General features: G+C 57.0%; 18 protein-coding genes. 10 read left to right on the top strand and 8 right to left on the bottom strand.

What is annotated here, in order from left to right; all coding sequences use genetic code 11:
- Positions 1–45: 45 nt before the first annotated feature.
- From N7220_RS08745 to N7220_RS08735, 3 genes are all read right to left on the bottom strand, one after another.
- Entirely contained in the window at positions 46–1,371 is a 1,326-nt protein-coding gene (locus tag N7220_RS08745; RefSeq protein WP_283151067.1) for a hemolysin family protein, read from the bottom strand.
- 144 nt (positions 1,372–1,515) lie between these two features.
- A complete protein-coding gene (gene hemB / locus N7220_RS08740; RefSeq protein WP_283151066.1) occupies positions 1,516–2,523 on the bottom strand; it encodes a porphobilinogen synthase in 1,008 nt (335 codons plus the stop codon).
- 40 nt (positions 2,524–2,563) lie between these two features.
- On the bottom strand, positions 2,564–3,880 hold the full coding sequence (locus N7220_RS08735; RefSeq protein WP_283151065.1) for a D-amino acid dehydrogenase: 1,317 nt from the start codon (positions 3,878–3,880) through the stop codon (positions 2,564–2,566).
- A gap of 117 nt (positions 3,881–3,997) precedes the next feature.
- On the opposite strand from N7220_RS08735, the gene N7220_RS08730 reads away from it, so the two are divergent.
- The 4 genes from N7220_RS08730 to N7220_RS08715 all read left to right on the top strand — a co-directional run bounded on the left by N7220_RS08730 (position 3,998) and on the right by N7220_RS08715 (position 7,110).
- Positions 3,998–4,486, top strand: a complete 489-nt coding sequence (locus tag N7220_RS08730; RefSeq protein WP_283151064.1) for an Lrp/AsnC ligand binding domain-containing protein — start codon at positions 3,998–4,000, stop codon at positions 4,484–4,486.
- Between the two features lie 366 nt (positions 4,487–4,852).
- The gene (locus tag N7220_RS08725; RefSeq protein WP_283151063.1) at positions 4,853–5,182 is read left to right on the top strand and encodes a helix-turn-helix domain-containing protein; all 330 of its coding nucleotides are present in this window, start codon (positions 4,853–4,855) and stop codon (positions 5,180–5,182) included.
- Positions 5,172–6,443, top strand: coding sequence for a type II toxin-antitoxin system HipA family toxin (locus N7220_RS08720; RefSeq protein ID WP_283151062.1), 1,272 nt, complete (start codon positions 5,172–5,174; stop codon positions 6,441–6,443). Before N7220_RS08725 ends, N7220_RS08720 begins: the two co-directional genes overlap by 11 nt.
- A gap of 478 nt (positions 6,444–6,921) precedes the next feature.
- Positions 6,922–7,110: a hypothetical protein gene (locus N7220_RS08715; protein WP_283151061.1), complete on the top strand. Its 189-nt coding sequence runs from the start codon at positions 6,922–6,924 to the stop codon at positions 7,108–7,110.
- Between the two features lie 218 nt (positions 7,111–7,328).
- On the opposite strand, the gene N7220_RS08710 is transcribed toward N7220_RS08715, so the two are convergent.
- A complete protein-coding gene (locus tag N7220_RS08710) occupies positions 7,329–8,531 on the bottom strand; it encodes an ammonium transporter (protein WP_283151060.1) in 1,203 nt (400 codons plus the stop codon).
- Between the two features lie 264 nt (positions 8,532–8,795).
- Positions 8,796–9,698: a 5'-nucleotidase gene (locus tag N7220_RS08705; RefSeq protein WP_283151059.1), complete on the bottom strand. Its 903-nt coding sequence runs from the start codon at positions 9,696–9,698 to the stop codon at positions 8,796–8,798.
- 271 nt (positions 9,699–9,969) lie between these two features.
- Between N7220_RS08705 and N7220_RS08700 the strand changes: the two genes are divergently transcribed.
- Positions 9,970–10,644 (top strand): glycine zipper 2TM domain-containing protein, encoded by a 675-nt coding sequence (locus N7220_RS08700; RefSeq protein ID WP_283151058.1) that lies wholly within the window; start codon positions 9,970–9,972, stop codon positions 10,642–10,644.
- A 130-nt stretch (positions 10,645–10,774) separates the two neighbouring features.
- Here N7220_RS08700 and N7220_RS08695 read toward each other — a convergent pair whose 3' ends face one another.
- The 3 genes from N7220_RS08695 to prmC form a co-directional block, all read right to left on the bottom strand.
- Positions 10,775–11,836, bottom strand: a complete 1,062-nt coding sequence (locus N7220_RS08695; RefSeq protein WP_283151057.1) for a glycosyltransferase family 9 protein — start codon at positions 11,834–11,836, stop codon at positions 10,775–10,777.
- A gap of 63 nt (positions 11,837–11,899) precedes the next feature.
- On the bottom strand, positions 11,900–12,205 hold the full coding sequence (gene grxD, locus N7220_RS08690) for a Grx4 family monothiol glutaredoxin (protein WP_283151056.1): 306 nt from the start codon (positions 12,203–12,205) through the stop codon (positions 11,900–11,902).
- A gap of 69 nt (positions 12,206–12,274) precedes the next feature.
- Positions 12,275–13,117 carry a peptide chain release factor N(5)-glutamine methyltransferase gene (gene prmC, locus N7220_RS08685; RefSeq protein WP_283151055.1) on the bottom strand — a complete coding sequence of 281 codons (843 nt, stop codon included), beginning with the start codon at positions 13,115–13,117 and terminating at the stop codon, positions 12,275–12,277.
- Positions 13,118–13,234: 117 nt separating this feature from the next.
- Here prmC and corA point away from each other — a divergent pair, with 117 nt between their 5' ends.
- The 5 genes from corA (at position 13,235) to N7220_RS08660 (ending at position 18,438) form a co-directional block, all read left to right on the top strand.
- Entirely contained in the window at positions 13,235–14,194 is a 960-nt protein-coding gene (gene corA / locus N7220_RS08680) for a magnesium/cobalt transporter CorA (protein WP_283151054.1), read from the top strand.
- A 202-nt stretch (positions 14,195–14,396) separates the two neighbouring features.
- The gene (gene gshA, locus N7220_RS08675; protein ID WP_283151053.1) at positions 14,397–15,695 is read left to right on the top strand and encodes a glutamate--cysteine ligase; all 1,299 of its coding nucleotides are present in this window, start codon (positions 14,397–14,399) and stop codon (positions 15,693–15,695) included.
- Positions 15,696–15,834: 139 nt separating this feature from the next.
- Positions 15,835–16,782 (top strand): glutathione synthase, encoded by a 948-nt coding sequence (gshB, locus tag N7220_RS08670; RefSeq protein WP_283151052.1) that lies wholly within the window; start codon positions 15,835–15,837, stop codon positions 16,780–16,782.
- A complete protein-coding gene (locus N7220_RS08665; protein WP_283151051.1) occupies positions 16,782–17,834 on the top strand; it encodes an FAD:protein FMN transferase in 1,053 nt (350 codons plus the stop codon). The genes gshB and N7220_RS08665 overlap by 1 nt, the downstream gene beginning before the upstream one ends.
- 202 nt (positions 17,835–18,036) lie before the next feature.
- The gene (locus tag N7220_RS08660) at positions 18,037–18,438 is read left to right on the top strand and encodes a PTS sugar transporter subunit IIA (RefSeq protein ID WP_283151050.1); all 402 of its coding nucleotides are present in this window, start codon (positions 18,037–18,039) and stop codon (positions 18,436–18,438) included.
- Positions 18,439–18,454: the final 16 nt, after the last annotated feature.

Raw genomic sequence — 18,454 nt, 5'->3', positions numbered from 1 at the left:
GAGGGGCACGCTCCATCCGGGCTACGGGACTCCAACGGTCACTTGCTAAAACCGCACGTGGTCCTGATCTTGTGTGGTCTTTTTCGGGAACACCCGCACCAGCAATATTCGCGGGCCGCGCATTTTCTTGATTACCACACTGAAGTGGTCAAACTCGATCCGCTCGCCTTCTTCCGGCACGCGACCGGTTTTCAGTTGCACCAGCCCGCCCACGGTATCCGCCCCGTCGATATCGATATCTATGCCCAGCGCGCGCTCCAGTGTCACCACGGTGAGCGTGCCTTTGCCGATCATTGAACCGTCGTCCATCAATGTCCAGTCATCCTGACTTTGACGGAACTCATCGCGAATCTCACCGACCATGGCGCTCAACAGATTGTCCATGGTGACAAAGCCGACGGGTTCCTCATCGTTCCACGCCACGATGGCAAAGTGCGATGCCCCTTGGCGCATACGCTCCAGCAAGGTACGGGCGGGAATCGTCGGCAACACGACTTCAGCCGGGCGTACCAGTGAATCGAGCGTGGATTCCAGCCTGCTAAAGCGATGCGCCAGAAAAATATCCTTCACGTGGACCACGCCCTTGATCCGGCCATTTTCATCCAGATACGGATAACGGCTGAAACGGTTACGGGCGATGCGATCCAGGTTCTCGTCCATCGGCTGACGTGCATCCAGAATCACCGCGTCGGTGAACGGGTGCATCAGGTCCGCCACGTCCAGTGTCGGGAAATCCAGCGACTGCGCCAGCGTGCGCCATTCCTTGCGCGAGAACCCGGCTTCGGGTTTGCTGGTGCGCATGATCAGCTTGATTTCGTCCGCCGAGTAATCGCTCTCGTGGCCATGTTCCGCGCCTAGCCCAACCACCTTGAGTACCCACGCCGCGCTGGCATTTAACAGCCAGATCGCCGGATACATGCCCCAGTAAAACAGATACAGCGCCGGAGCCGTCCACAGCCCAATGGTGGTGGACTTGCGGATCGCCATGGATTTGGGGGCGAGTTCACCCACCACGATATGCAAAAACGAAATGGTGAAAAACGCGACGGCAAACGACACGCCGCTGACCAACTCAGGGCTGGTCACCCCAATCCAGCCCAGCATGGGTTCAATCAGATGGGCAAAAGCGGGCTCGCCCACCCAGCCCAAACCCAGCGAGGCCAACGTGATACCCAATTGGCAGGCGGACAAATATGCATCCAGATTGGCGTGGGTTTTTGCCAGAATGCGCCCGCGCCAGCCATAGGCACGCGCCATGGCTTTGACCTGCGTCTGGCGCAGCTTGACCAGACCGAATTCGGCGGCCACAAAAAAACCGTTTAACAACACCAGCACGATGGCCAGTAGAACCAGCAAAAAGCTGCTACTCATTGAGTCCTGAGGAAGGGGATTACGAAGGGGATTTTTATAATGTAACCGACGCAGACCGGCTTTGTGCCGGAATGTTCCGGTGGCACAAACGGCAAAGCCCGCATTTGGCTTGCGGGCTTTGCGAGGTAAAACCGTCAAATCAGCTTAGAACTGACCCTTGATCCAGCGGGCAGCATCCAGCGCAAAGTAGGTCAGAATGCCATCGGCTCCGGCGCGTTTGAACGCCAGCAGGGATTCAAGCACCACTTTCTTTTCATCCAGCCAGCCGTTGCGAATGGCCGCCTGCAGCATTGCGTATTCGCCGGATACCTGGTAAACAAAGGTCGGCACACCGAATTCGTCTTTAACGCGGCGCACGATATCCAGATATGGCATGCCCGGTTTGATCATGACCATGTCCGCGCCTTCGGTCAGGTCCATGGCGACTTCGTGTAGCGCTTCGTCCGAATTGGCCGGGTCCATCTGGTATTGCGCTTTGTTGCCTTTGCCCAGCGTGGCCGAAGAACCCACCGCGTCGCGGAACGGGCCATAGAAGGCCGAGGCATATTTGGCCGAGTACGCCAGAATGCGCGTCATTTCATGGCCAGCTTCGTCCAGTGCCTGGCGGATAGAGCCGATGCGGCCATCCATCATGTCGCTGGGGGCGATCATGTCAGCACCGGCATTGGCGTGACACAGCGTTTGTTTGATCAGGGCGACGACGGTTTCCTCGTTCAGCACATAACCGTCTTCGTTGATGATGCCGTCCTGGCCGTGGATGGTGTACGGGTCCAGTGCCACATCGGTAATCACGCCCAGTTGCGGGAAAGCCTCTTTCAGTGCGCGGATGGTGCGTGGCACCAGGCCATCCGGATTCCACGCTTCTTCCGCGCCCAGTGTTTTGAGCGAATGATCAATCGACGGGAACAACGCCAGCGCCGGTACGCCCAACTCCACCGCTTCGGCTGCTGTTTTGAGCAACAAATCGATGGATTGACGCTTCACGCCAGGCATCGAGGCGACGATTTCTTCTTTGTTGACCCCTTCATGCACAAACACCGGCAGGATCAGGTCGCTCGGCATCAGCACGTTTTCGCGCATCAGACGGCGGGAGAAATCATCACGACGCATGCGGCGCATACGCGTTGCGGGGAACTGGCGTAGATAACTCATGGCAGGCACTTTGGTCAGAATGAATGGCGGTTGATGTAGATCAATCCGCCCATTTTATCTGACCAGACGTTTTGCTGCCTTCGTGAATACGGGCATTGCCTTTGGCGTAACGCGCCATAGACAACTCGCGGGCATCGATTTCCGGACGACGACCCAGAACGGTATCGGCAATCACCCGCGCGCTGCCGCACGACATGGTCCAGCCCAGCGTGCCGTGCCCGGTGTTGGTGAACAGGTTGTCATATGGCGTGCTGCCCACAATCGGCGTGCCATCGGGCGTCATTGGCCGCAGGCCGGTCCACTTGCTGGCTTTGGACAAATCGCCCGCATGCGGGAACAGATCGTTGGTGACCATATTGAGCGTATCGATACGCACTGGATCAATGCGTTTGTCGAACCCGGCCACTTCCGCCATGCCGCCCACGCGTAGACGATTATCAAAGCGGGTCAGCGCGATCTTGTAGGTTTCATCCAGCACAGTTGAGCGCGGCGCGCCTTCCGGGTTGGTGAGCGGCACGGTAATCGAGTAGCCCTTGACCGGGTAAACCGGCAAATCCAGCCCCAGTGGCAAAGCCAGCGCACGTGAAGCACAGCCAGCGGCCAGCACCACCGAGTCAGCGTTTAGCGTTTCGCCACTATCCAGTTCGACCGCGCTGATGCGTTTACCTTCGGCCACCAGCGACTGCACGGTCACGCCAAAACGGAAATGCACGCCCATCTCGACACAAATCGCTGCCAGCCGTTCGGTGAACAGCTTGCAGTCACCGGTTTCGTCGTTGGGCAGCAGTAGCGCGCCGGTCAGCTTGTGAGCCACGGCTTTCAGGGCGGGTTCGGCCTGCAGCAAACCGTCTTGATCGAGCACCTGATTGGCGACGTTCATTTGATCCAGCAAGCCGGAGTCACGGCGCCCGGCCGCCAGTTGTTTGTCGTTACGGAAAATCTGCAATGTGCCCAGCGAGCGCTCTTCGTAATGCAGGTTGAGGTCTTTGCGCAGATCACGCAGACAATCACGGCTGTATTCGGCCAGCGGCACCATGCGACTCTTGTTGCGGGCATAGGCGGCCTCGGTACAGTTGGCAACCATGCGGGCCATCCATGCCAACTGAAAGAACGTGCCATCCGGGCGGATACGCAGCGGGGCGTGTTCCGACAGCAGCCATTTCATGGCTTTCCACGGAATGCCCGGCGCCGCCCACGGCGCGGCGTAGCCAGGCGACACCTGCCCGGCGTTGCCGAAGCTGGTTTCATCCGCTGGCGCTTCGAGTCGATCCAGCACGGTGACATCGACACCGGCTGCCCTGAGGTAGTACGCGGTGGTGACGCCCACGACACCTGCACCGATCACAATTGCTTTCATCGCTTGACCCGGGGACACACTGTTGTATGTCATATAGTTGGAGAATAAGCCGAGTATATGAAGCGTTAACTAGTGATACTCTCCATTTGTTAGGTCAAAAACAGAGACTACATTGCAATGCGCACTCGTTATCAATCCGGACGCACGCTGGATCGCATCGATTACAAGATTTTGCGCTTGCTGCAGGCCAATGCCCGGCTGCCAATTACCGAGTTGGCCGAGAAGGTCGGCCTGACCGCCACCCCCTGCGCCGAGCGGGTAAAACGGCTGGAAGAAACCAACGTCATCACCGGTTATCACGCCCGCTTGAACCCGCAATTGCTGGAAGCGCCGCTGCTGGTGTTTGTAGAACTCAAGCTGGGGCGCAAGTCGGGCGAGGTATTTGACGACTTTCGCCGCTCGGTGGCCACCATCCCGGAAGTGCTGGAATGCCATCTGATCTCGGGCGACTTTGATTACCTGATCAAAGCGCGGCTGCCAGACATGACCCATTACCGGCGCTTGCTGGGCGACATTCTGCTGCGTTTGCCCAGCGCCGCCGAATCGCGCAGTTATGTGGTGATGGAAGAAGTCAAAGAGACGCTGGCGTTGCCATTGCCGGATTGAAGCAGGTGGTGCACAAATGAAAAACGCCGCTCGATGGGAGCGGCGTTTTCGTATTTAGTCGATGAATCGGCGCTGGTTCTAAAAATGCGGAGTTAAACCAGGCATCGGGGGATTAAGTCCGGCAAACTGACGCCGGTCTGTAGGCCGTGTAAACGTCTGAAAGCAGGCAAATTGATCTCGTTCCTGAGAAACACATGTGGTGAAAACAGAGACGTTTTCAGGTTCAATAGCATCAAAATATTGGTGTTTTAAGGGGTAAAAACATCAAAATTTTGCATATTATTCTAGTTTATTGGCGGGTTATAGAAAAAACCGCAAAATTTTGCTTTAATCAGTAAATAAAGTTCAAAATTTTGAGGTGTTGCCATGAAAATAAAAATTGATCTGCGCACGCCTGCGCAAGGCAATGAAGCGCTGGCCGAGCTCGGCGCCCGTCTGCGCTTCCTGCGCAAAGAAAAAGGTCTGACGATTCCGGATCTGGCCGGCCGTATGTTGATCAGTGAGAACACGCTTCGTTCTCTTGAGCTGGGTGCATCAGGGGTGTCCGTTGGTACGCTTGTCAATGCGTTGTACCACCTTGGTGAACTGGACAGCCTCGCCCGCCTGGCCCCCGTTGACGCGACGTTGGTGCGCAAATCCCGCAAGCAGTCGAATGCTGCGCTGAAGCCGGTCAGGGATGACGAGCGTGACTTCTGACCATCGTTTTTATCTCAGCCTGTTCCAGCCAGATGAATCCGTACCCACACCCGCTGCCGTGGTTCGCTATGGGGCGGGAGCCATGCCGGCCGGCGACTTGTCATACGGTCTGCAATACCTGGCCAACCGCTTCACGATTGCCCTGAACCCGGCATGGCTACCCAAATCACAGGCACCTTTTGAGATTGGGCCCACCCGCTGGCGTGATGGCGGCCCGCTTCCGCTGACTATCCAGGATGCGCTGCCTGACGCGTGGGGAGACCTGGTGCTGACCGCGCGCTTCGGCCACAAGTTGTCAACCGTAGAAGCCCTGATGGAAACCAACCGCGAAAGGGTGGGCGGGCTCGTGTTCTGGGGCAAGGACAAGGCACTGCAAGAGGCACAGCAACCATCAGCGGCCGACCTCGCGATAGAAATGGCCACACTGGAGGAGCTGCAGGTCGCCGCAGACCAGATTGCCCAAGGCATTGAGGTGCCCATAACAACGCGCCGCATGTTGAATCCCGGTGCGAGCTTGGGTGGCGTGCGGCCGAAAGCGAGCCTCATCGATGCGGATGAGCTCTGGCTGGCCAAGTTTGCCGCGCCGGCCGACACCATGGATGTGCAATTGCTGGAAGCTGGGACGCTCACCCTGGCAGCACAGTGTGGTATCCGGGTTCCCGAATTCAGGCTCCGCAAAATCGGGCATCGCAGTGTTTTGCTACTACGGCGCTTTGATCGCCCAGGCTCGGTAACCTCCGGTCATTGCATCCATTATTTGTCCGGCGCAGCCATGACCAATTGCGCGTATCAAGGCAATGAGGGCTCGTACGTCAAACTGGCCCAGTCGTTGCGTGAGCACGGGGTTTCCGGTGCAATGCGGCTGGATCTGGAAGAGTTGTTTATTCGCTTGCTCTTCAACCTGTTCGTAGACAACACGGATGATCACATCAAAAACCATGGCTACCTGCATGACGGGGGCAATCGTTATCGCCTTTCGCCGGTGTTCGATGTGGTGCCCCAACTAACGAACCTGGGCTATCAGGGGATCAGGGTCAAGGAAAGCAACAACGCAAGCCTTGAAGATGCCATGTCGATTGCGCGCGAGTTCGGTGTCGCGCCCAAAGCAGCCGACCGTGCTCTGCAGAAAATAAGCGATGTTCTTGCCGAGTCTGCGGATGTGTATCGGTCGGTGGGCCTGCCGGAACGGGATGTGCAGCAAGTGATGGCCTGCTTCGCTCGCCAGCGTGCGCTTATCGAGGGGCGAGACGGTACGGGCTGAAGTCAGGGGCATGAGGCATGGTACAGAACCACCGGAAAGAAAGACCCACACCGCTTGAATACGCACCGTGAGCGCATAGCGCCGGGTTGTTGATCCATCCTCTGAGCAAGCGCATTTATACTCATCCCCAACTTGCGCGCGTTCCGGTTTAGGGGCTGCATGGCCTCATTGGCCTTCAGCACCTTGATTCGATTCCAGATCACCTGCCGTGACAGACTTCTAATCAGGCCAAACCCAATGTTGGCGACGTCCAGTGTGAGCATCTGCAGCAGGCCAGAAGCGACAGCTGCACAGCGGTTTAGCCAAAACTTTCGAACGTCGAGTTCGCGCAACAAGCCGATTGTATTGCTGCTGCACCGTTGACCGCTGCTTGCAGGCGCATAGGCCGTACTGGATGGCCGGCAGAACAGTCAGAAGGGCATCCCACGGTAAATCCCGATGCTATCCTTGAGGGGACTTCTGCCATGGGACGCAAGATATGACTTCTGATGATCGGAGAATCTGGACACTCCCGCTACAGGACTGCCGCGACGGCAGTGGAGACCGGATACTGGAATTACCAGACACCCTGCTCGCAGAGTTGGGTTGGTCTGAAGGTGATACTTTGGTCATCGAGCCGCAGGCGACCGGATTTTCGCTCAGAAAGATCACCAACGAAAATGTTTAACTGGGCCTGCTTGCTGGCTCCTGCCTGATCTGCCCACAAGGCTATGGACAGATCACAATGCCCAGCGCGCTACAATGGGTTGGCATGGCGTAGGCCGGTGTCCGCGAAACCAGTCGCAGCCACGCCAGACTTGGTGCAATTTTCCTGTTTTATTGAATCGTTTGAAAACATTGGCTTATTGTGATGTGGATGCCAGTTTTAATTCTTCAATATCAGTTCTACCAGTGGCTCTCGCGCTCGGGCGTGGCGCTGATGCGGTGAATCGACAAGTCCGCGCCGTTGTATTCCTCTTCGTCACTCAAGCGCAGCCCCACGGTTTTCTTGAGCGCGCCGTAGACTAGCCAGCCACCCGCAAAGGCGACCACAATACCCAGCAGCGTGCCGATGATCTGGCTGACAAAACTCACCCCGCCTGCGCCACCTAGCCAAGTCTGGCCAAAGATGCCAGCGGCGATGCCGCCCCAGGTGCCACACAGGCCATGCAGCGGCCATACGCCCAGTACGTCGTCGATCTTCCAGCGGTTCTGGGTGATGGTGAACAGATAAACAAACATGCCGCCCGCGATGGCACCGGTGATCAGGCTGCCCAGCGGGTGCATGACATCGCTACCCGCGCACACGGCGACCAGCCCAGCCAGTGGGCCGTTGTGGATAAAGCCAGGGTCGTTCTTGCCACAGAACATGGCGGCCAGCGTGCCGCCCACCATCGCCATCAGCGAGTTCATGGCAACCAGGCCAGAGATACCAGCAACGCGCTGTGCGCTCATTACGTTAAAGCCGAACCAGCCGACAATAAGAATCCACGCACCCAGCGCCAGGAAAGGAATGGATGAAGGTGGATGCGCGCTGACGCCGCCGTCTTTGCGATAACGCCCTTTGCGCGCACCAAGCAGCAACACTGCGGGCAGGGCAATCCAGCCGCCTACGGCGTGAACCACCACCGAACCGGCAAAGTCATGAAACTGCGCACCAAAATGGTATTGCAACCACTTCTGCACGCCGTAATTGCCGTTCCACATCATTCCTTCAAAAAATGGATAGACGAAGCCGACCAGCAAGAAGGTGGCGGCAGACTGTGGATGGAATCGCGCGCGTTCGGCAATGCCGCCAGAGATGATCGCCGGAATCGCCGCAGCAAAGGTCAGCAGGAAGAAAAACCGCACCAGACCATAGCCGTGGTTGGTATTGAGATCATGCACCGGCAACATGAAGTGCACGCCATACGCCACGCCATAGCCAATGAAAAAATAGGCAATGGCTGAAACCGCGAAGTCGGTCAGGATTTTAACCAGCGCGTTGACCTGATTTTTCTGGCGCACGGTACCAAGTTCTAGAAAAGCAAACCCGGCATGCATGGCCAGGATCATGATGGCGCCGATCAGGATGAACAGGACGTCATCACTTGCAGGTAATTGATTCACTTAAGGCTCCAGGAATTGCAGCAGTGCGCCACTTGCTCGGGCGCCTCTTTTTTAGTGGAGGTGCACCAAAAGCAATCCCTGTGCCAAAGTCATATCTATATGAAGTTAAAAAGGATATGTGTTTTGTGATTTTCTGCTGGTGCGTTATGTGAACCAAATTGGCGCAATACGGTGATCATCGGTTATGTAAACGCACTGTTTTGATGCTTTTGTTGAATGAGTGGATGAAAAACGATCCAATCAAGTGCGATTGCGTAAGCCGGATCAGGATTCGACTTCGTTGGCGACCCCGGCGATCACCTGACCGGTTGGTCCGGCTAAGGCGCCAGACAGGCAATGGCCGGTTTGATCATCGAAGAAGAAGTCGGGCTCAAATTCGCGCAAGAACGGGCCTTTTTCCAGCCCACCCAGAAACATCGCTTCATCCACTTCAATTTGCCAATCCATCAGGGTACGGATCGCCCGTTCATGCGCCGGGGCGCTGCGTGCAGTGACCAGCGCTGTGCGTAAACGGATTGGTGATGCCGCACGTTGTAATCGGTGCAAGGCTTCGAGCAGCGGCTTGAACGGACCGGCCGGTAACGGGCGGGTGACGTGATCGTGCTCATGCTGGTGGAATGCCGGCAGGCCATCGCGTTGATAAATGCGTTCGGCTTCATCGGAAAACAGCACGGCATCGCCATCAAATGCAATGCGGATTTCATGCGGATGCAATCCGGCAGCATGTACCGATTGCGGGTAAACCCGAGCCGCGGGAAAACCGGCGGCGAGCGCTTCGCGTACGTCGGCCTCGTTTACGGACAGAAACAGATTGGCGTTGAGCGCGTTCAGATATTTGAAGGGGGCACGGCCTTGCGTGAATACGCCGCGCTCGAGCGTCAGACCGTGATGCTGGGCCGAGCGAAAAGTGCGCAAACCGCTCACCGGGTCATTGCGCGAAAGAATGACCACCTCAACGCGGTGGGCGCTGCCCTCGTTGAAAGCGAGCAACTTTTGCACCAGAGCGAAGGCCACGCCCGGCGTTGCGGGTTCATCCAGTTTTCGCAGTTGTAACGATTTATAGGCTGAGGCATCACCCGTTTCGAAGAGGGTGTTTTCTTCTTCGAAATCGAACAGGGCACGCGAGGAGATGGCGACGACCAATTGATTGGCCAAAGAGTAGGACATGCAAACCTCGCGGATACGTTCGATGGGTATTTGCATCATAACCGCTGGTCGCGCGATCAGGCTGGAAATGGCTGGTCCGGTGACAGATTGTAAAGAATGCGAAAAACGCCGAACCAGATGGCATCCAGGCCATCCAAGTGACTGAACGTAAAAGTGTTTGCTGTGACGCGCATCCTGGTACGCCAGATGCAAAAGCGTGAAAATACGTAAGGTGTGATGTCCCCAATCGGGGTGCAAAGCGCAGCCAGTGTGCTGCAAGCGAGTGGATAAAATGAAAAGAATCGTTCTGCTAATGACCCTTGCCGGAATCGCCGGTGCAGCGCAGGCCGCCGAGTACGGCCGCGTTATCAATACCACGCCGGTGGTGCAGCAAGTTTCAATACCGCAGCAGTCATGCTGGGATGAGCAAGTTCAGGTGCAACAACCACGCACCTACGGCGGCGCGATCCTCGGGGGGATTTTTGGTGGTCTGCTGGGTAACACGGTAGGGCACGGCAATGGCAACGTGGCGGCGACAGCTGCCGGTGCCGTAGTCGGGGCTCTGGCTGGTGACAACTTGGCGAATCAGAACAGCGGTGTGAGCACACAAACCGTACGCCGTTGTTCTACCACGCAGACCCAGCAACAACATACCGTTGGCTATGACGTGACTTACGAGTACGCCGGTCAGCGCTACACCACTCGCATGGCCTACGATCCAGGTCGCGAGGTGCCGATTCAGGTAAACGTGGATGGCGGCAGCGCGCCGCAGCAACCGGCTACCACCAATGCCACGACTACCTATGTTGATCAGCCGCAAACCGTGGTCGTACAGCAACCTGCTGTGGTGTATCAGGCCGCGCCGGTTTACTACGGCGCCCCGGTGATCTGGCCTGCTGTGTCGATCAATTATGGGTATTACCGTGGTTGGGGTGGTTGGCATGGTGGCGGCTACTACCATCACTAATTGGCTGGCGCATCTGATGCGAATGAAACGGTATGAATTACCCCAATACAAAAAGCCCCGCAATTGTGGGGCTTTTTGTTAGCGGAGCGTGGCACTTCCGAGTAGTGCGAGTGCTGACCTGCTCCTGCACTCAAGACTCGCAAGGAACCGTCCTGTCTGATGTGATGGTAGCTACCGGGGGTATTGCTGGTAATGGCGGCCTCAGTTGTTTTTGTGCTGTTTTTCTTAACTTTGCAAACGCGGCCATAACCCGGCTGACCGGAATCACTTCGCGCCAGAAGCGGTCACGTAAAGTTGCGGTGGGTAGAAACCAGGGATAAATCACCCGCGCTGGTGACCATGCCGGCCGCCACATCCGGGCACGTTTGCCGCGACCGGCAAACCACAAAGTAGGGATGCCCAGATTGGACGCCAGATGTCCAATGCCAGATTCATTGCCAATCAGCCAGCCCGAGGCGTGAATGAAGCTGGCGATGGCAGCCAGCGAGGGGAACTCGGGGACTTCAAGGCCATAAGGCTTGATCCACGCCCACTTGTCGTACTCTTCCGGGCCGACAATAAATACGGGCTCAAATCCCTTCTGTTTGAGGGCGAGCCCGAGTTCCATAAAACGCTCTGGCGCCCAACGACGTAGCTCTGATGTCGAAGATGGGTGAATTACCACACGATTGGCATAGCGGCGATACTGCATGCGCTCGATATCACGCAGCCCGTTGTCGGTGCTGGCATCGCCCAGGCCTAGATGCCGTTTGCAGAACAAGGCAATCTGATCAAGCTTGACGATACCGCGGCCCGTGACGGCCATGATTTCATCGTAATAGACCACGCGGGCGTGATGCTTGCGCAGCTCCAGCGGCCAGCCCACATGCATGTGCAGCACCAGTTCAAATTCTTGCAGGCTTTGTGTTGCTGTTGCTTCTTCCAGTGCCGGGCGTAAATCGAAGTCGGGAAACCATGGCGCCAGTAACCGCGGATAGTTGCCAAATACCACCACCTCCTTGCCGGCAAGCCGCAAATTCTGCGCCAGCACCATCAGTAGCAAGGAGTCGCCCAGGCGGGGAGCCAGAACAACAGCAACGCGGTGATAAGAGGAAGGGAGCACCAGCATGCGTGGGAGGCCTTGTACAAGAGAAAGGACCGGGTTCCAGATCATATAATGCTGAAGAGCAACGCTGCGATGGTACTGGCCCAATGGCACTCAAACAAAAAACGCCAGTGGTCAGCTGGCGTTTAGGCATGCGTTACGGGTAACCAATCAGTCTTGCAGCAATTGTTGCAGTTCGCCGGAGCTGAACAGTTCTTTCATGATGTCCGAACCGCCGACGAATTCGCCCTTGACGTACAGCTGTGGAATGGTTGGCCAGTTGGAGAACTCTTTGATGCCCTGACGGACTTCCGGGTCTTCCAGTACGTTAACGGCAACAAAATTGGCGCCGCAGTTTTTCAGCATCTGCACAGCGGCGGACGAGAAGCCGCACTGTGGAAAAGTCGGTGTGCCTTTCATGAAAAGGACAACCGGGTTTTCGGTGACGGTCTGGCGGATGGACTCTTGAACGCTCATGGGGTGACTCGCTAGGTTGCGGCGCGTCGCAAGCGCAGCGCCTTTAACTGATTAATTTACTCGGGTATTTTAACCAGCGCGACTCGCCGGGGCAAGCCCACCACTGACGCGATCCAGGCCAGCCAGATCTTGCCAAGTCTGCACTGCGGAAAAACCTGCGGCGGCGAGGATGGATCTGGATGCTTCGCCTTGGTCGTAGCCATGTTCAAACAATAGCCAGCCGCCGCCGTGTAAGTGGGACGGCGCCCCCGCCACAATGGTGCGAATGTGCGCCAGGCCATCGGCTTCATCAGTCAAGGCCGAGCGTGGCTCAAAGCGCAGATCGCCTTGGGCCAGATGCGGATCATGTTGTTCGATATACGGCGGGTTAGACACAATCAGATCAAATTGCGCGTCACCGAGTGCCTGGTACCAGTCACTCAGCAACAGAGTGACCTGTGGCGCATGGCGTGCGGCGTTAATCCCGGCAATGGCCAGCGCTGCGGGCGAGGCATCCAGCGCGGTGACGCGGGCACCGGTGCATTCATGCGCCAGAGTGATGGCAATAATCCCGCTGCCGGTGCCCATATCCAGAATGCGCGGCGCGCCGGCTGGCAGGCGCTCTAAAGCCAGTTCCACCAGCAGTTCGGTTTCCGGACGCGGAATCAATACGCCCGGCGCAACGCTGAATGGCAAACTGAAGAACTCTTTTTCGCCGGTGAGATACGCAATCGGTTCGCCATTACGCCGTCGTTCGGCCAGCACATTAAAGCGGGCAACGAACTCATCAGGTGCGGGATCGTCGCCGTGCGCAATCAACCAGGCACGCCCGAAGCCGCCCAGATGACCAAACAGCGCGTGGATATCGGCCCGGTCCAGCCCGCTTTGGCTGGCAAGATTCTGATAGGTAAGCATGGGCGCAGTGTAAAACATTTTGCCTGGGCCTCCGAATTCGCGCCTGCTGGCGATGTCTGAAGCAGATACACAGCGCAAGCGTGGGCCGGTGACATCTCCTATAATCCGCGCGGTATCTCACGCAGGGCGACACAAATGCTAACCGCATATGGTTTTGTGGAAGGACGACTACGACCGGTGGCCGTGGAATCGGCGGACGATCTCACACGTGAGGGCGTGGTCTGGATTGATTCTGTGGAGCCCAACGAGCACGAACGCGCGCTATTGCAGCAGGTGTTCCGGCTCAAGCTCAATGACGATGAAGTAGAAGATATCGAGGATTCTGCCCGTTGCTTTGTCGACGAGGCCGGTATTCATCTGAACTCGTTTTTTCTGCACCAGTTTAATGATGGCGCAGACGTGGTCACGGTGTCATTCCTGCTCAACGACGGGCGCTTGTTGAGCATCCGCAATGAAGAACTCGCCGCCTTTCGCCTGTTCCGGATGCGGGCGCGCATGCAGGCGGACTATGTGCATTCAGCGGAAGACGTACTGCTGGCCATTTACGACGTCGCCGTTGAGTACGCGGCGGATATGCTCGAAGGCGTTTATGCCGATCTGGACAAGGTCAGCCGCCGGGTGCTGAATCGCCACAATGTGATGACTGACACCGTTATGGCCGATACGGTGGCCGACATCGCCACGCAGGAAGACTTGAACGGCAAAGTGCGGCTGGATTTAATGGACACGCGGCGTTCGCTGTCGTTTTTGCTGCGCTGTCGCGTCCTGAAGCAAACGCAGGAAGATGACCTGCGCGAAGTGCTGCGGGATCTGGAGTCACTGAATAATCACACCGGCTTTCTGTTCGACAAGATCAACTTCTTGATGGACGCGCTGATGGGCTTGATCAACTTGCAGCAGAACAAGATCATCAAGATTTTCTCGATTGCTGCCGTGGTGTTTCTGCCGCCGACGGTCATTGCCAGTATTTACGGCATGAACTTTGGCGCGATGCCGGAATTGCAGTGGCACTTTGGTTATCCGTTTGCGCTCGTGTTGATGGTGCTGTCCGGCATTGCGCCGTACTGGTTTTTCAAGCGCAAAGGTTGGTTGTAGCCGCAAACTGCCACGCGGATTGCCTGTGTTGCGGGCGTGGCTCGTGAATGTTTTCGGCAGTGCGCGGCTTGGTTGTCCCGATTTGTCGGGATAAATTCACACCCCGCAGCGCCGAGTTAGGGATGAAACATATGCATGCGGGTTGTATTATCAGGATGCCGCCCGCATTTCTGGCTGACGCTGTTTTTGATGAGTGTTCCCCATGACCGTTCCGCATCTCACCACCGCGCTTTCTGGCCCATTGCTGGATCTGGAGCGCCGTATTCTTTCCGCCCAGCCTGAAATCGAGCACTGGTTTCGCAATCAATGGCAAGAATCGACGCCGCCGTTTTATGGTTCGGTGGACTTGCGCAATGCCGGGTACAAGCTCGCTCCGGTCGACATGAACCTGTTCCCGGGGGGGTTCAACAACCTCAATCCGGCATTTCACCCACTGGGTGTACAGGCGGTGATGAGCGCGCTGGAAAACATGTGTCCCGATGCGCGGCGCGTGTTGTTGATTCCGGAAAACCACACTCGCAATACTTTCTACCTGCAAAACGTGGCCGCGCTGGTGCGCATCATGCGCATGGCGGGGCTCGTGGTGCGTCTGGGCACGTTCAACCCTGAAATCACCGAGCCAACCACGTTTGATCTGGTGGATGGCCAGAAGCTCACGCTGGAGCCGCTGGTGCGAAATGGCCGCCGGATTGGCGTAGCCGGGTTTGATCCATGTGCGGTGCTACTGAATAACGATCTGTCTGCGGGTATTCCGCCGCTGCTGGATGATGTCGAACAAATCATTGTGCCGCCACCGCATGCCGGTTGGTCGGTGCGCCGCAAGACCAATCACTTTGGCGCGTACGACCATGTGGCGGACGACTTCGCCAAACTGATCGGGATTGATCCGTGGACCATCAACCCGTACTTCGCTCACGTGGATGGTCTGGATTTCCACAATCGCGCTGGCGAAGAACAACTGGCTGATGCCGTGAACAGCACGCTGGCCAAGATCCGCGTCAAATATGCCGAACACGGCATTGATCACGACCCGTTCGTGATCGTCAAAGCCAATGCCGGTACTTATGGCATGGGCATCATGAGCGTGAAGTCGGCGGACGAAGTGATCGGCCTGAACCGCAAACAACGCAACAAGATGTCGGTGGTCAAGGAAGGGCTGGAAGTGCACGACGTGATCGTGCAAGAAGGCGTGCCGACCTTTGAAAGTATCAATGACGCCGTGGCTGAACCCGTGGTGTACATGGTCGACCGCTTTGTGGTCGGTGGTTTCTATCGCGTGCATACCGGCCGTGGCCCGGAAGAAAACCTCAACGCGCCAGGCATGCATTTCGAGCCGCTGGCGTTTGCCTCGCCGTGTACCACACCAGATTGCGATGGTGCACCGGATAGCGCACCGAACCGCTTCTATTCTTATGGCGTGGTGGCGCGGCTGGCGCTGTTGGCCGCATCGCATGAAATCGAAGCGACAGCACCCGAGCCACAGTTGTCGTTTGCGGCTTGATCTCATGGTGGAGGGTGGATGTTGGCGTAGCCAATCCACCACTTCACTGCTGCAAAAGCTGAGGCTACGGGAGCGGCAGATTAGCTGTTATTCCCGCCATCGCCCTGGCTCAGTCATCCAGAAATAACGGGATTCCCTCATGCGCCTGCTCGTCATTGCCGACCCTGTAGCCGGGTTCAAAATCCACAAAGATTCCACCTATGCCATGCTGCGCGAGGCCAACAAACGCGGTTGGGAATTGTGGATCACGCTGGCCGACGATATCCGGGTGAAAGAAGGCGTGGTGCAAGCCAACGCGCAGCGGCTGCGCTTTACCGCTACCCAGGAATACAAGCACTGGTTTGAGCTGGAAGCCCCGCAACACGAAGCACTGAAAGACTTTGGCGCAGTGTTGATGCGCAAAGATCCGCCTTTCGACGCGCAATATCTGTACGCCACGCATCTGTTGACGCTGGCCGAGGCGCAAGGCGCACGCGTATTCAACCCCGGCCAGACGCTACGTGACTACAACGAAAAGCTGGCGATCCTCAAGCATCCGCAATTCACCGCGCCCACGCTGGTGACGCAACGCGGTGCCGACATCCGCGAGTTTCTGGCTGAACATGGCGACGTGATTCTCAAGCCGCTCGATGGCATGGGTGGTGCGGGGATTTTCCGCATTACCGCCAACGACCCGAATGTGGGTTCGATTATTGAAATGCTCACCATCAATGAAACCAGCACCATCATGGCGCAGCGCTATCTGCCCGCGATCAAAGACGGTGACAAGCGCGTGTTGATTATTGATGGCAAACCGGTGGACTGGTGCCTGGCACGAATTCCCAAGGCAGGTGAAACACGTGGCAACCTGGCGGCGGGCGGCACCGGCGTGGCCCGACCACTCACTGCCAAAGACCGCGAAATTGCCGAAACGCTTGGCCCACAACTGGCGGCCAAAGGCTTGTTCCTGGTGGGGCTGGATGTGATTGGCGAGAATGTCACCGAAATCAACGTGACCAGCCCGACGTGCTTTCAGGAAATCACCGACCAATCCGGCATTGATGTGGCTGCATTGTTTATCAGCGCGCTCGAACGCAAGCTGGGTTGATGTCTGTGCGGACTTTGTTTAGCGCTCTGCGCTGGCTGGGCATGCTGGCGCTGCTGGCGGGTTTGACCAGTTGCAGCAAACCGCCGATGTTTCAGCAAGACGGCTATGTCTTTGGCACCGCCGTGCAGATCACCATTTACGGCGTCGACGAAGACAAAGCAAAAGCGGCGACGGCCACCATTCTGGCTGATCTGGATCGGCTGCACGCCAAACTGCACGCCTGGCACCCATCTGACATTACCCGTTTGAATAACGCTTTTGCCATGGGCGAAGCGGCGCAGGCCGATCCGGAAATGGTCGCCATTCTGCAGCAGGCCAAAGGCTATGCCGAGCGCTCGGACCAGTTGTTTAATCCGGCCATTGGCGACTTGGTGGCGGCGTGGGGCTTTCATAACGATACCTTCGCGCCCGTGCTGCCTGACCCGGACAAGATTCGCCAACTGGTGGCGATGAAACCGACGCTGGATGATCTGCAATTTGACGGCCCGAACGTATCCAGCACCAATCCGGATGTGAATATCGACTTGGGTGGCTTCAAAGGGTTTGCGCTGGATCGTGCCGCCGCCTACCTGCGTAAACATCACATGTATAACGCGCTGATCAATATTGGCGGTAACGTGCTGGCGTTGGGCAAGAAGGGCGATACGCCGTGGAAAGTTGGCTTGCAGCACCCGCGTAAACCAGGCGCGATGGCGGTGATCACCTTGGGTGATGGCGAGTCGATCGGCACTTCGGGCGATTACGAACGTTATTTTGAGGTTGATGGCAAACGCTACTGCCATTTGATTGACCCGCGCACCGGCTGGCCCGCGCAAACCATGCAATCGGCCACGCTGATTGCACCCAGCTCGCAAGAAGCTGGCGCCATTTCGGATGCTATTACCAAGCCAGTCTTTATTGGTGGTAAAGACACCGCCGTGCACTACGCCAGCCGCTTTGGCGTGAAAGATGTGCTGATCGTGGGCAATGACGGCAGCGTTTATCTCACGCCATCCATGCAAAGCCGCGTGCAGTGGTTGCAGGCACCGCCACACATTTACCGGCTGCGTTGATACCGCCTGAGTTGTCGCTTATTTGATTGCTGCAATGCATAAGGGAATTCGGTTATAAATTCAGGAAACGGACGTCAGGTATGATCACAAGGTTGCGGCAGGGCCTTGTGTGTCTGCCGCGCTCGAACAAGACGGATTCGGCCAGCTCGCTTATGGGGGGAGTGCCTGAATCTGCGGTGGTCATGCACAAGGAATGTCCTGAATGGTAGGTATCATCATCGTCACGCACGTATCGCTTGGCGAAGCGCTGATCTCGTGTGCCGAGCACATCATGAGTCGGCCATTGACCAATATCGGCCAGCTTTCGGTGAGCAAAACCGAAGACCCGGACGACGTGGTACTCAAAGCGCATGACCTGATCGAGATGCTCGATGATGGCTCGGGAATATTGTTGCTGACCGATATTTACGGCGGCACACCATCCAATGTGGCCAACCGGCTGATCCAGCCCGGTCGCGTGGAAGCGGTGGCGGGGGTCAACCTGCCCATGCTGGTGCGCGCGTTGACTTATTGCCATCAGCCGCTGGAAATCGTCGTGAGCAAGGCGATCACCGGTGGACTGGAAGGCGTTTTGTATATGTTGCCCAATGCGGCACAGGGTTGATCAGGGGTTGATGTGT

Source organism: Silvimonas soli (genome assembly GCF_030035605.1).
Classification (GTDB): Bacteria; Pseudomonadota; Gammaproteobacteria; order Burkholderiales; family Chitinibacteraceae; genus Silvimonas; species Silvimonas soli.
The sequence above is the reverse complement of the archived record's forward strand: the minus strand, read 5'-3'. Positions and strand labels throughout refer to the sequence as shown.